At 70.6% G+C, this 13,808-nt stretch carries 8 protein-coding genes; 4 read left to right on the top strand and 4 right to left on the bottom strand.

The genetic code is table 11. The annotated features are described in order from the left end of the window. Positions 1 to 430: 430 nt before the first annotated feature. Genes recC through arfB form a run of 4 tightly spaced genes read left to right on the top strand, consistent with a single transcriptional unit; the run spans position 431 to position 10,180 of the window. Entirely contained in the window at positions 431 to 3,769 is a 3,339-nt protein-coding gene (gene recC / locus LGN19_RS16435; RefSeq protein WP_226215993.1) for an exodeoxyribonuclease V subunit gamma, read from the top strand. Beyond that, a complete protein-coding gene (gene recB / locus LGN19_RS16430) occupies positions 3,766 to 7,473 on the top strand; it encodes an exodeoxyribonuclease V subunit beta (RefSeq protein ID WP_226215991.1) in 3,708 nt (1,235 codons plus the stop codon). The genes recC and recB overlap by 4 nt, the downstream gene beginning before the upstream one ends. Then, a complete protein-coding gene (locus LGN19_RS16425; RefSeq protein ID WP_226215985.1) occupies positions 7,470 to 9,779 on the top strand; it encodes an AAA family ATPase in 2,310 nt (769 codons plus the stop codon). Before recB ends, LGN19_RS16425 begins: the two co-directional genes overlap by 4 nt. Next, positions 9,776 to 10,180, top strand: coding sequence for an alternative ribosome rescue aminoacyl-tRNA hydrolase ArfB (gene arfB / locus LGN19_RS16420; RefSeq protein ID WP_122944909.1), 405 nt, complete (start codon positions 9,776 to 9,778; stop codon positions 10,178 to 10,180). The genes LGN19_RS16425 and arfB overlap by 4 nt, the downstream gene beginning before the upstream one ends. Before the next feature lie 58 nt (positions 10,181 to 10,238). Here arfB and LGN19_RS16415 read toward each other — a convergent pair whose 3' ends face one another. The 4 genes from LGN19_RS16415 to LGN19_RS16400 form a co-directional block, all read right to left on the bottom strand. Continuing rightward, on the bottom strand, positions 10,239 to 11,519 hold the full coding sequence (locus LGN19_RS16415) for an EAL domain-containing protein (protein ID WP_122944910.1): 1,281 nt from the start codon (positions 11,517 to 11,519) through the stop codon (positions 10,239 to 10,241). A gap of 460 nt (positions 11,520 to 11,979) precedes the next feature. Further along, positions 11,980 to 12,906, bottom strand: a complete 927-nt coding sequence (locus LGN19_RS16410) for a DMT family transporter (protein ID WP_226215977.1) — start codon at positions 12,904 to 12,906, stop codon at positions 11,980 to 11,982. 143 nt (positions 12,907 to 13,049) lie between these two features. Continuing rightward, a complete protein-coding gene (locus tag LGN19_RS16405; protein WP_122944912.1) occupies positions 13,050 to 13,298 on the bottom strand; it encodes a hypothetical protein in 249 nt (82 codons plus the stop codon). A 191-nt stretch (positions 13,299 to 13,489) separates the two neighbouring features. Further along, positions 13,490 to 13,702 (bottom strand): glycine zipper 2TM domain-containing protein, encoded by a 213-nt coding sequence (locus tag LGN19_RS16400; protein ID WP_043182137.1) that lies wholly within the window; start codon positions 13,700 to 13,702, stop codon positions 13,490 to 13,492. Positions 13,703 to 13,808: the final 106 nt, after the last annotated feature.

Below are 13,808 nucleotides of genomic sequence, written 5' to 3'. Positions count from 1 at the left end.
TCGCGGCGCCCAAACCCTGGGACCTGTTTACGCTCATAACGGGCTTGCGCTGGCCACCAGAAGGGCCGAGCGCAAGGATTGCGACGAAGCGAATACTCGACGTATTCGCGAGGAGCATGACGCAGCGATCGGCCCTTCTGGTGGCCAGCCCCACAAATGTCTTTTTCCAAACAGGGGAACGTGCCTTTCCGCCCGCATTGCGGCGTCGTTCGTCACTTGTCCCCCAAGGGGACTTCCTTCGGGGCGTTTGGCACGGCCAAACGGCGCTCCTCACTCCTTGCACTACGAGCGGAAAGGCACGTTCGCAAGCCCGTTATGAGCGTAAACAGGTCCCAGGCCTTCCGGCCGATTCTCGTGACCGCGACCCTTTGCTATCCTTGGTGATCCTGTTCGCCCGGCTGGCCCGGCGCGACGTACCGACTCCCGCTTCATGCTCCATCTCTTCTATTCGAACCGTCACGAAACGCTGGCCGATGCGCTGCTCGAGGATCTGGCCGCGTTCCCGGCCCGCAATGGCCCGTGGGCGCCGCAACAGGTCATCGTGCCGAGCGCGGCGCTGCGCCGCCGTCTCGAGCTCGACATCGCCGCGCGCAACGGCGTGTGCGCGAACGTCGAGTTCACGTATCTCGCGCAATGGCTGTGGGCACAGATCGGCCGCGTGCTGACGGTGCCCGCGCGTTCGCCGTTCGCACCCGATCGTCTCGTGTGGCGCTGCTACCGGCTGTTTGCGCAGGCGTCCGACGGCGCGCCGTGGCTCGCGTCGCCGCGGCTGGCCGCGTATCTGTCCGCGTCCGACGATGCGATGCGCTACGAGCTTGCGCACCGCGTTGCGGCCGTGCTCGATCATTACCTGACCTATCGCCCCGAATGGCTGGCCGCGTGGCAGGCCGGTGAATCCGTGCTCGCGGGCGACGGCGCGCCGCGCGGCGTCAGCGACGCCGCACGCGACGACGAGCGCTGGCAGGCCGCGCTGTGGCGTGCGCTGCTCGCCGAGCTGAGCGACAGCGGCACGCCGCCCGCGCACCGCTTCCTCGTCGAAGCGCGCCATCTCGATGCCGATGCGGTTGCGCGAGCCGACTGGCCCGAATCGGTCAGCGTGTTCGCGCTGCCGACGATGCCGCCGCTGCATGTCGCGCTGCTGCGCGAGCTGTCGCGCTGGATCGACGTGCGCGTCTATGCGCTGAATCCGTGCCGCGAATTCTGGTTCGACATCGTGACCGCCGCGCATGCCGAGGCGCTCGATGCGGCCGGGCGGCTCGACTACCAGGAAGTCGGCCATCCGCTGCTCGCGGAATGGGGCAGGCAGACCCAGGCGCAGCTGCACATGCTGCACGAACTGACTGAAAGCGCCGCGTCGGGCGACGCGTCGCGTTTCGTCGAGAATCCCGCGCCGACGTGGCTCGCGCGCGTGCAGAACGCCATCCTCGACCTGCAGCCGGAGGCCGAAGCCGGCGACGCGCCGGCCGAGCGCGGGGTCGAGGTGCACGTGTGCCACAGCCTTGCCCGCCAGCTCGAGGTGCTGCACGACCGGCTGCTCGCGTGGTTCGACGCCGACGCGAGCCTGCAGCCGTCCGACGTGCTCGTCGCGGTGGCCGATCTCGCGGCGGCCGGGCCACTGATCGACGCCGTGTTCGGCACGGCCGGCGCCGGCGGCGCGCGCGTGCCTTACCGGATTACCGGCCTGCCGCCGTCGCAGGCGAACCCGGTCGCGCGCGTGCTGCTCGACTGGCTCGCGTTGCCGGAACGGCAGGTCGGCGCGCCCGAGCTGGTCGAATGGCTGCGCGTCGACGCAGTGGCGGCGCGCTACGGCATCGATGCGGCGGCGCTCGAGACGGTGCAGACCTGGCTCGCGGCCGCCGGCGCGCGGCGCGGGCTGTCGCCGCTCGCGAGCGACGACGCGGCCGTGCCCTCGCCGCGTCATACGTTCTCCGATGCGCTCGCGCGGCTCTTTCTCGGTTATGCGATGCCGGAAGGCGCGGCGCCGGTCGGCGCGTGGCTGCCGATCGAGGCAGCCACCGGCAGCGAGGCCGAACTGCTCGGCCGGCTCGCGCGCTTCACCGACGATCTCGACGGCTTCGCGCGGCGGTTGGCCGAATCGCATACGCCGCAAGGATGGAGCGAACTGTTCGCCGACACGCTCGCGCGTTTCTTCGATTCGGGCGCCGCCTATGCGGACGCGCTCGCGGGCGTGCGCGATGCGCTCGACGCGATGCTGGCCGCGATGACGGAGGGGGCGCCCGACGAAGCGTTGCCGGCGGCCGTCGTCCGGGCCGGGCTGGCCGCCGCGCTCGACGATCCGGCGCGCGGCGGGGTGCCGTGGGGCGGCGTCACGTTCTCGTCGCTGACGAGCCTGCGCGGCTTGCCGTATCGCGTCGTCTGCCTGCTCGGGATGGACGACGGCGTGCTGCCCAGCCTCGCGCGCGCCGACGAATTCGACCTGATGGCCGTGTTGCCGAAGCTCGGCGACCGCCAGCGCCGCGACGACGAGCGCAACCTGTTTCTCGACCTGCTGCTCGCCGCGCGCGACCGGTTGCTGATTGCCTATACGGGCCGCAGCATTCGCGACAACGCGCCGTTGCCGCCCGCGGCACTCGTCGACGAGCTGCTCGACCATCTCGCGCTCGTCACGGCCGGGCCCGACGCTCCGCCGGACGCGGTCGATGCCGCGCGGCGCGCATTCGTCGTCGAGCATCCGCTGCAACCGTTCGCGGCCGCCTATTTCCAGCCCGGCAGCGAGCTCGTTTCCTATGACGCCGAGCGTGCGACGCTCGCGTCGCTGCTGGCCGCCGAGGCGTCGCGCGACGGGCCGCGCGAGTTGCCGTTCTTCGCGCAGCCGCTGCCTGCCGAACCGGTCGAGCCTGTCGCATTCAGCGAATTCGAACGTTTCTGGCGGCATCCCGCGCGTGCACTGCTGCGCGCGCGGCTCGGCATCGTGCTCGCCGACGCGCAGGCGGAACTGCTCGACACCGAGCCGTTCGCGCTCGACTTCGCCGGCAGCGACGCGCTCGCCGAGCGCGTGCTGCCGCTGCTGATCGAGTCGGACGAGGGCGGCGTGCACGATCACGCGCTGCGCATTGCGGACGCGAGCCCCGAACTGCCGGGCGGCGCGACGGGCGCCGTGTGGCGCGACCAGGCGCTCGGCTCGATGACGCAGCTCGCGTCGCACGTGCGCCGCGCGCTGGCCGACGGGATGGAACGGCGGCCGTTCTCGCTCACCGTCGTGCCCGCGTGGCCCGACACGGAACAGGCGCTGTTCGGCGCCGACGACGCGCTGCTGTCGGGCGACGCGGTGAGCGCGCCGCTCGAATTGCACGGCACGCTGAACCGGCTCACGCCAGCCGGGCAGATCATCTACCGCTATGCGCGGCCGAGCGCGCGCGATTACTTGTCCGCGTGGCTCGCGCATCTCGTCTACTGCGCGATCGAGCCGGACGGCCCGCGCCGCACGCTGTGGTTCGGCAGCGGCGGTGCATTCGAGCTGACGCCCGTCGCGGCGCCGCTCGAGCGGCTCGCGCCGCTGGCCGCGCTGTTTCGCGCGGGGCGGCGCATGCCGCTGCGGTTCTTCCCGCGCAGCGCGTGGGCGAGGGTGTCCGACGGCGAGGCCAAGGCCGCGAGCGTGTGGATCAACGAGCGCGTCGTGAGCGAGGCTGACGATCCGGCCATCGCGATCGCGTGGCGCGGTGCGCATGCGTCGCTCGACGAACCGTTCGGCACGCTCGCGCGGCTCGTGTTCGATCCGCTCGTCGAGCATCTGAAGGAGGTCGCATGAGTGCCGTGTCGCAGAATCAGGCGCTCGAACTCGACGTGTTCGCGTGCCCGCTCGACGGCGTCAACCAGATCGAGGCGTCGGCCGGCACCGGCAAGACCTGGAACATCTGTGCGCTGTATGTGCGCCTGCTGCTCGAAAAGGATCTCGGCGCGGACGAAATCCTCGTCGTGACCTTCACGAAAGCGGCGACCGCCGAGTTGCACGAGCGGATTCGCGGCCGGCTCGCGCAGCTTGCACATGCGCTCGACACGGGTGACGACGGCGGCGATCCGTTCATCGAACGCCTGCTCGAGACGACGCTCGGCGAAGGCGGCGCGCTCGATCCCGAAACGGCCGCGAAGCGGATCCGGCGCGCGCTGCGCGCATTCGACCAGGCCGCGATCCATACGATCCACGCGTTCTGCCAGCGCGCGCTGCAGGAAGCGCCGTTCGCGGCCGCGATGCCGTTCGCGTTCGACATGGAGGCCGACGACGCATCGCTGCGCTTCGAGCTGGCCGCGGATTTCTGGCGCACGCGCGTCGAACCGGCGGCCGCGCACTGGCCGGGCTTTGCGACCTGGCTCGTCGAATCGGGCGCTGGCCCGGCCGCGCTCGATGCGCAGCTTGCGCGCCGGCTGAAGAAGCCGCTCGCCGCGCTGCGCTGGGACGGCGTGACCGAGCCGGACGAATCGGCCGAGGCCGCCGCGGCCGAATGCTTTGCCGAGGCCGGGCGGATGTGGGCCGCCGAGCGCGAAGCGATCGATGCGTTGCTGCGCGTCGCGCAGCCCGCGCTCAACCAGCGCTCGCACAAACCCGAAGCGGTTGCCGATGCGCTGGCCGCATGGGCCGCGCATTTCGCGCAGGGCGACGCAACGGCCGCGTTGCCGAAGGCCGCGCTGAAGCTCACGCGCACCGCGCTCGTGAAGGCCACGAAAAAAGGCGGCACGACGCCCGAACACGCATTCTTCGACGTGGCCGACGCGCTCGAAGCGGCCGTGGCGGCGGCCGAGGCCGCGCAGCGCGCGCGCTGGCTCGCGCTGATCGCCGAATGGCTCGACATGGCGCCGGGCGAGTTGGCCGAGCGCAAGCGCACGCGGCGCGTCGTCTCGTTCGACGATCTGCTCGCGAACCTGTACCACGCGCTGCATGCGCATCCGTGGCTTGCCGAGACGTTGCGTGCGCGCTATCCGGCCGCGCTGATCGACGAGTTCCAGGATACCGACCCGCTGCAGTTCGCGATCTTCGACAAGATCTTCGCGCCCGGCGGCCCGCTGTTTCTCGTCGGCGATCCGAAGCAGGCGATCTACAGCTTCCGCGCGGCCGATCTGCATACCTATCTTGCCGCGCGCGCACGGGCGAGCGCGTGCTACACGCTCGCGGTCAACCAGCGTTCGACGCCCGCGATCGTCGATGCGTGCAACCGCTTCTTCATGTCGAATCCGCGCGCATTCGTGCTCGACGGGCTCGACTACTACGCGGTGCGCGCCGGCACGCGCGTGCGTGCGCCGTTCGTCGACGCAACCGATCCGGGCCCGGCCGGCGACTTCCGGGTGTGGGCGTTGCCGGGCGGCGAAGGCACGCTGCTCAAGCGCGATGCGCAGGCGCAGGCCGCCCAGGCCTGCGCGGCCGAGATCGCGCGGCTGATGCGCGGCGCGCGCGAAGGGCGCGTGCGGCTGGGCGAGACGCCGCTGTCGCCGGGCGATATCGCGGTGCTCGTGCAGACGCACCGGCAGGGCAGTCTCGTGAAGCGCGTGCTGGCCACGTGGGGCATCGGCAGCGTCGAACTGGCGCAGGCCTCGGTGTTCTCGACCGGTGACGCCGAGCAGCTCGAACGCGTGCTGGCGGCGATCGATGCGCCGGGCGACCTGCGGCGCTTGCGTGCGGCGCTCGCGTCCGACTGGTTCGGCCTCGATGCCGGCGCACTGTGGCGGATGGAGCAGGGCGACGGCGACGCGCAACGGGAAGCATCGGCGGCGGATAGCGCCGACGCGATGAGCTGGGTCGAGCGCTTTTCGCGGTACCGGCTGTTGTGGCGCGAACGCGGCTTCGCGGTGATGTGGCGCACGTTCACGCGCGAGCTGCGGATTGCCGAGCGGCTGATGGCCGGTGCGGACGGCGAACGTCGCGTGACCGACATCAACCATCTGGCCGAACTGACGCAGGCACGCGCGTCCGCGCAGCCGGGCATCGCGCCGACACTGCGCTGGCTCGCCGCGCAACGGCTCGACGGTGGCGGCGAGGAAGCGCAGTTGCGTCTCGAATCCGATCGCAACCTCGTGCAGATCGTCACCGTGCACAAGTCGAAAGGCCTCGAATACGCGATCGTGTTCTGTCCGTTCCTGAACGACGGCGGATTGCGCGAGCCGCCCGCGTCCGCACTGCCCGATGCGCGCGAATATCACGACGATGCAGGCGACGCGGTGCTGCATTACGGGTGCGACGACGAGGCGGCCGAGCACGCGGCGCGGCAGGCGTTGCGCGAGCAGGCCGCGGAACGCGCGCGGCTCGTCTACGTGGCGCTGACGCGCGCGGTCTATCGCTGCTACGTCGTCGCCGGGCCGTATCTGTCGTCGCGCTCGACGCGCGAAGCGCGGCGCAGCGTGCTCAACTGGCTCGTCGCGGGCGCCGGCCAGTCGTTCGATGCATGGCTCGACGAGCCGCCCGACGAAGCCGCGCTCGATACGGCGTGGCACGCGCTTGCCGGCGGCCCCGTAAGCGTCGCGCCGCTGCCGGCGCCGGCGCGACCCGAGCGTCTCGCGGCCGGGCACGACGCGTCGCAGACGCTCGCGGCGCGCCATGCGACGCGCGTGCTGCGCGATGCGTGGCGGATGGCCAGCTTCAGCTCGCTGACCGCGTCGATGGCGCGCGAGGAGGCGGGCGTCGCGGCCGTGCCCGATGACGAACTGCGGCCCGATCACGATGCGCTCGCCGCGGCGGTGCCGGATGGCGAATGGCTGTTGGCCGATACGGTCGCACCCGAACCGCCCGACGACGACATCCTCGTGTTCCCGCGGGGCGCGGCGGCCGGCGAGTGCCTGCACCGCCTGTTCGAACTGAGCCGCTTCACCGAGCCCGAGTCGTGGCCCAGGGCCGCGCTCGGCGCGCTGCACGACCGGCCGGTCGAGGCCGTGCCCGAGCTGGCCACGCGCCTGCCGGCGATGATGGTGCAGCTGGTCGACGATGTCGTCAGCACCGAACTCGTGCCGGGCATGCGGCTCGCCGATCTCGATCCGGCGAAGCGACTCGACGAAATGGGTTTCCTGTTCCCGGCGCCGTCGCTCGACCTGATGGCGCTGCGCCGCCTGCTGGTCGCGCACGGCTACCCGGACGTTGCACTGGAGGCGGGCATGCTCGCCGGTTTCATCAAGGGTTTCATCGACATGATCGTCGAACACGACGGCCGCTTCTGGATCGTCGACTGGAAGTCGAACCATCTCGGCACGACGCCGGACGCCTACGGCCCGCGCGCGCTCGACGTCGCGATGGCCGATCACGCGTATCACCTGCAGGCGCTGCTCTATACGGTCGCACTGCATCGCTATTTGCGCGGGCGGCTGCCCGATTACGACTACGACACGCATATCGCGGGCTACCTGTACCTGTTCGTGCGTGGTGTGCGGCCCGACTGGCGCAGCGGCGGCGAGCCGGCCGGCGTGCATGCGCGGCGGCCCGAGCGCGCGCTCGTCGACGCACTCGACCGGATGATGGAAGGGGGCCGCGCATGAACACATCCGACGATACGCTCGAATTTACCGGCGGCCTCGTCGCGCGGCTGCCCGAACCCGCCGATTTCGGCATCGCGCTCGCAGAGGGTTTTGCGCGCCGCATCGGCGACCTCTCTCGCCGTGCCGGTGCGCCCGCCGTGGCTGCCCGCTGGGCGGCGCGCGCCGCGTTCGCGACGAGTCGGGCGACCGCGGGCGGCCACGTGTGCGTCGCGCTCGGCGCGCTCGCGCAGCGCTACGAAGCGCCGCTCGACGAAGTCCGCACGGCGCTTGCCGCGAGCGGCGTGGTCGCGTTCGGCACGCTCGCGCGCGGCGACGAGCGGCCGCTGATCGTCGACCGCCACGATCACCTGTACCTGTCGCGCTATTTCGACTACGAACGGCGGCTTGCCGATGCGCTCGTCGCGCAGGCCGGTGTGGCCGCGCCGGATGAAGGTCTTGCGCCCGACCGGTTGCGCGACAGCCTCGCGCGTTACTTCGGGCCGGCAACGGGCGAAGTCGACTGGCAGCGCGTCGCGGCGATCGTCGCGCTGACGGGCCGCGTGACGATCGTCAGCGGCGGCCCGGGCACGGGCAAGACGACGACCGTCGTCGGCGTGCTGGCCTGTCTGCTCGACGCGCACCCAGGGCTGCGCGTCGCGCTGGCCGCGCCGACCGGCAAGGCCGCGCAGCGGATGCAGGAAGCGCTGCATGCGCGGGCCGGCGACCTGCCGCCCGAACTCGCGGCGCGCCTGCCCGATACGTCGTACACGCTGCACCGGCTGCTGGGTGGCGGTGGGGCGGCCGGCTTCCGGCATCATCGCGACAATCCGCTGCCGTACGACCTGATCGTCGTCGACGAGGCGTCGATGATCGACGTCGCGCTCGCCGCGCATCTGCTCGATGCGCTCGCGCCGGGCGCACGGCTCGTGCTGCTCGGTGACAAGGACCAACTGGCCGCGGTCGAGGCGGGCGCCGTGTTTGCGGAGCTGAGCGCGCGGCCGTCGTTTACCGCCGCGGCGCGCACTCGCATCGCGCAGGCGCTCGGCATCGACGAGGCGGCATTCGTCGCGGCGTTGCCGGTGCCGGACGAAGCCGCGACCGCAGCCGTTCCCGCTGCGCATCCGGTTTCCGCCGCGGCACGGGCCCCGGCGCCGCCATCGGCGCCAGCCGCCGCTGCTACACGCAAACCTGCGTCGCGACGGAAAGCCGATGAACGACAGGCATCGCTCTTCGACGACGAACCGCAGGCTGACGAAGTTGCGCCGACCGATGTCGCGCCGCTGCCGGCCGCAGGTCCGGAGCGGACTGAAACCGGTGAAGCCGGCGGCGCGGGCGAGGCCCCCGCGTGGATCGAGGTCGACGAACTCGCGTGGCTCGACGCCGTCGAATTGCCGCCGTTCGACGCAGGCGACGCGGCGCTTGCGTCGGTCACGTCCATATCTCCGGATGAAACCGCAGCCGCGTCCGCCACGCCCACGTCCACACCGGCACCGCTCGCCGACTGCGTGGTCTGGCTCGAACGCAATTACCGCTTCGGCCTCGATTCACCGATCGGGCGGCTGTCGCTCGCGATCCGCAGCGGCGACGTGCAGGCCGCGCTCGACGCGCTGCCCATCGACGATTCGGCCGCCGCGTCGTTCCACGACGATGCGGGTGAGTCGCTCGCGTCGTCGACGGTCGAGCGACTCGCGCGGCGCTTCGGTGCTTACCTCGACGCATTGCGCGACACGCTGGCCGCGCCGGTGCCCGATCCGCTGCCGCTGTTCGACGCGCTCAACCGGTTCCGGATCCTGTGCGCGACCCGCAGCGGCTTGCGCGGCGCGGAGCACGTCAATGCGCTCGTGGCCGCGCATGTGCGCCACGCGGCGCGCGTGCCGCTCGCGGTCGGCGCGCACTGGTTCACGGGACGGCCGATCATGGTGACGCGCAACGACTATGCGCTTGGGCTGTTCAACGGCGATATCGGCATTGCGCTGCCCGACGCGCACGGCGTGCTGCGCGTGTGGTTCAGGCGCGCGGACGGCACCGCGCGCGGGGTGTCGCCGGCCGCGCTGCCGCCGCACGAAACGGCATTCGCGCTGACGGTCCACAAATCGCAGGGTTCGGAATTCGACGAGGCTGCGCTCGTGCTGCCGGCATCGTTCGGCCGCGTGCTCACGCGCGAACTCGTCTATACGGCCGTCACGCGTGCGCGCACACGCGTGCAGGTGATCGGGCCGCGGCGCGTGCTGGCGCAGGCGGTCGCGACGCGCACGCAGCGCGATTCGGGGCTCGCGGCCCGCGTCGACGAAGCGCTTGCGCGGCGCCGCGGGGAGGCTTCGCGATGATGATCCGCTATACGCTCGATCCGGCCGAAGTCGAATGGACGGCCGTGCGCGCGCAGGGCGCGGGCGGGCAGAACGTGAACAAGGTGTCGAGCGCGATCCACCTGCGCTTCGATATCCGCGCGTCGTCGTTGCCGCCCGTCATCAAGGAGCGGCTGCTCGCGCTGTCCGACCAGCGCATCACGCGCGACGGCATCGTGGTGATCAAGTCGCAGGAATATCGCACCCAGGAGAAGAACCGCGAGGCCGCGCTGGCGCGCCTCGATGCGTTGATCGGTGGCGTCGCGTACACGCCGCGCGCACGGGTCGCCACGCGGCCGACGCGCGCGTCGAAGGAACGGCGGCTCGAGCACAAGTCGCGCCGCAGCGTGGTGAAGTCGGGAAGAGGGAAGGTGATCGACTGACGAATGGATGAGCGGACGAATGACGGGCGCGATAGCCGATCGCCCGCCGTCGTGCCCGTTACCGCATGACGGTTCCTGCGCTGTCGAGCACGAAATCGACGCAGAACACGACGAGCCGGCTCTGCGCGCGGATCGCGACGGCTGCGGTATAGCAGTCGCGGCCTTCCGTCAGCGAGAAGTGCGGGCCCATCAGCGCGACGCGTCCGGGCGCGGCGATCGCGCGCTGGAAGTACGGGCGCCGCGACCAGTTGCTGTGCGTTTCCGGGAAGAGTGGTGCGAGGCGGGTGACGCCCGCCTGGCCGTCGTCGGCGCGTGCGCCGATCGACGGCAGGAACTGCTCGCCGGTCTCGTCGGTGACGAACACACGGCGCGCGGCCGGCACCGCGAACACGCGTTGCGCGGCGTCCTGCAGGTTGCCGCTCGCGGAAAACGCGGCCGCGCCGGTGAGCACGAGCCGCTCGATCGCGTCGAAGCCCGGCTGTTCGGCGACGACCGGCGTGTGCCGGCGGGCGATGAAGCGCTGCCACGCGGCGTCGAGCATGGCGGGTGCCGCCGCGCTGGCATGGGCGATCGATGCATCGGGCTGGCCGAACTGGAAACCCTGCACGAAATCGATGTCGGCGTCCATCAGCGCCTGCAGCGAGTCGTCGCTCTCGACGCCTTCGGCAAGCACCATCGCGCCGGCCTGATGCAGCATCGACACGAGGTGATGCAGGATGCGGCGATCGTCGGCCGATCCGGTCGAGCGCACGACGAGCGAGCGATCGAGCTTGACGATGTCGGGGCGCGCGCGCCACACGCGGTCGAAGTTCGAGAATCCCGTGCCGAAATCGTCGATCGCGATCAGGAAGTCGCGATGCTGGATCATGTCGATCGTGCGGGCGAGTGCGGCTTCGTCACGCGCGGGCTGTTCGATCACTTCCAGCACGATGCGGTTCGGCGGCAGTGCGAAATGCCGGCACAGCGCCTCGACGAATTCGCGCTGCACGAGGCCCGAGTCGAGCACGCGCGGCATGACGTTCAGGAACAGCCAGCCGTCGCCGATGCCCTGTGCGACGAAGTTGGCCGTGTGCAGGCAGCGCGCGAGCCGGTCGAGCAGCAACGCGTCGGCGTCGGCGCGCGTCTTGTCGAACAAGGCGGTGGGCGAGATCAGTGCGCCGTTCGTGTCGACGACGCGCAGCAGCGCCTCGTAACCGACGACCCGCTTGTGCGTGATCGACAGCACGGGCTGGAACACGCTGCGCAGCGTCGTGGTGCGATAGGTGGCGACCCAGCCGCCGGGTGTCGGCGTGAGGCGTTCGAGCAGGGAGTCGAGCGAGAGGTCGCGGGCGGGCTTCATGTCAACGGTGCCCGGGAGTGAGCGGCGGAACGGCAACGCGCCGCCACGCTGAAGCAGTCGCACGCGCCGGCGGACGCGAAAGGACGTGGGACATCGAGACCGCCTTCTGCGGGTAAGTGTTCGGAGTGTAACGGGAACGGGGCCGCTCGCGTATCAGGGAAACTCCACACGCACCCGGGTACGCGGCGGCGGCCGGCAACGCACGCATGCGGGCCGCGCATGACCGCCGAGCAGCGTTGGGCGCCGCCGCCGCACATGACAATCGGACGGCATGGCGTGCGCGGTGACGCGGGAAAGTGCGGCAGCCGGCCAGTGGCGAGCGAATGGGCGAGCGCATGTCGCCGTCAGAGGAATGCCGGCCGCGCTGCGGCACCATTCGCCGCGTGGTGGTAAACACTCGGCGCCCGGTCGTCAGGCATCGCGGCCCGACCGATGGCGGTGCGTGTGCCCGAATGAAACGTCAGGTCGCTTCGCCGCTGCGTGGCCGGATCCCGGGAATCCGCTTGATTACGCCAGTCGCGAGCGCGGTGCCGACGAGCACGATCGCGCAGCCTTCGATCATCACGGCCGTCACGTGTTCGCCGAGGAACAGCGCGCCCCACAACAGGCCGAACACGGGGATCACGAACGTCACGGTAATCGCGCGGGCGGGGCCGACATGCGCGATCAGGTAGAAGTAGATGAAATACGCGATGCCCGTGCAGGCCACGCCGAGGGCGAGCACCGAGCCCCATGCATGTGCGCCGACCGGCGCGGCCGGCCAGGTGGCGATCGCGAACGGCAGCAGCAGGATGGTCGAGCCGATCATGCTGCCGGTCGCGTTGACGAGCGGATCGACGCCGGTCAGCTTGCGCTTCGTGTAATTGGCTGCAATGCCGTATAGCAGCGTCGCACCGAGCGCGGCGGCGGCGGCGAGCGCGGTCGCGGTGGCGCCCGTTTCGCCGTGCGCATTCGCGATCTGGTTCCACACGAGCGTGAGCACGCCGGCGAAACCGATCACGAGGCCGAGCGCGCGCGGCAGCGACAGCTTGTCCTTCAGCCACACGTAGGCCACGAGCGCGCCCCACAGCGGGGTGGTCGCGTTGATCACCGACGTCACGCCGGCCGACAGCGTCAATTCGGCGAACGCGAACAGGCAGAACGGGATGCCCGAATTCAGCGCACCGACGACGAACAACGGCCACGCATGACGGCGCAGCCGGGCGCCGAGATCGGCGGGCTTGAAGCGCGTCAGCGCGAAGCCCGTGAGAAACAGTGCACCGATACCCACGCGTAACGCCATCAATGGCGCGACGCCGAGATCGACGACGCCGATCCGGATAAACAGGAACGACGCACCCCACAGGGCAGCGAGCACGGTCAGCAGAAGGGCGTTCTTGGGGGACATCGATCGTGAAGGGCGGGGACGGGATGCGGAGAATCTTACACCCCGTTACCACCCCGTCGTTTCACGATTCGATGAAATGGCAAGAAACGGGAATGTCACCGGTGGCCGGCGCGGGGCGGCTGCCCGCCGGCGGTCGTGCCCGATCAGTGATGGCGCCAGCCGCCGCGTCCGCCGAAGCCGAAATTGAGCGAAACCGCCGGTCCCCAATAGCCGCCCCACGCGGGCGCATAGGCAGGTGCCGGATAGTAATAGGCGGGGCCGGGATCGACGTAGACGGGGGCCGGCTGCACCGGGGCGGCCGTGTAATAGCCGCCAGGATAATAGCCGTACGGGTAGTAGCAGCCGGCGAGCGTCACGCAGGCGAGCGCCGTGGCGACGAAGGTCCTGTTCATGATGTCTCTCCGGCGGAGCCGGCAATCGGCAGATGCTTAAGCTTAGGCCGCGCGCCGATGACACGGTGTGCAAAACGGTAACGGATCATTTCCGTGCGGGCTGCAGGTTACGTTGCGGCGCCGCATGCGAAAACGGCGCTTCCGCCCCGCGGAAACGCCGTCTGGTTGACCGTCGCGGCGCGCTTCGCCGCTTACTTGCCGACCTGGTTGCCGATGATGCCGCCGGCCGCCGCGCCGCCCAGCGTCGACAGCGCGCTGCCGCCGATTGCCGCGCCGGCGACGCCGCCGACACCTGCACCGATTGCCGTGTCGCGCTGGCGCCTCGTCATCGAGTCACAGGCCGACAGGCTGGCCACGGTCGCGACGAGCAGCGCGCATACCCCAATACGCCGTATCGAATTCATGATCGTTGTCCTTGCGGTTGTGAACGGAGGACACGCGACCGGCCGGCGGCCGCGCATGAACCCAATCTACGCGCCGCCCTGTGGCGCTGCTGTAAGGACTTGTTAA

This window comes from Burkholderia sp. AU30198, assembly GCF_020419825.1.
In the GTDB taxonomy this organism is placed as follows: domain Bacteria; phylum Pseudomonadota; class Gammaproteobacteria; order Burkholderiales; family Burkholderiaceae; genus Burkholderia.
This window is presented reverse-complemented; position numbering and strand designations above follow the sequence as displayed.

Excerpts from the sequence above, each read along its gene's own strand:
- recC (WP_226215993.1), top strand. The coding sequence starts at position 431 with ATGCTCCATCTCTTCTATTCGAACCGTCACGAAACGCTGGCCGATGCG.
- recB (WP_226215991.1), top strand. The coding sequence starts at position 3,766 with ATGAGTGCCGTGTCGCAGAATCAGGCGCTCGAACTCGACGTGTTCGCG.
- LGN19_RS16425 (WP_226215985.1), top strand. The coding sequence starts at position 7,470 with ATGAACACATCCGACGATACGCTCGAATTTACCGGCGGCCTCGTCGCG.
- arfB (WP_122944909.1), top strand. The coding sequence starts at position 9,776 with ATGATGATCCGCTATACGCTCGATCCGGCCGAAGTCGAATGGACGGCC.
- LGN19_RS16415 (WP_122944910.1), bottom strand. The coding sequence starts at position 11,519 with ATGAAGCCCGCCCGCGACCTCTCGCTCGACTCCCTGCTCGAACGCCTC.
- LGN19_RS16410 (WP_226215977.1), bottom strand. The coding sequence starts at position 12,906 with ATGTCCCCCAAGAACGCCCTTCTGCTGACCGTGCTCGCTGCCCTGTGG.
- LGN19_RS16405 (WP_122944912.1), bottom strand. The coding sequence starts at position 13,298 with ATGAACAGGACCTTCGTCGCCACGGCGCTCGCCTGCGTGACGCTCGCC.
- LGN19_RS16400 (WP_043182137.1), bottom strand. The coding sequence starts at position 13,702 with ATGAATTCGATACGGCGTATTGGGGTATGCGCGCTGCTCGTCGCGACC.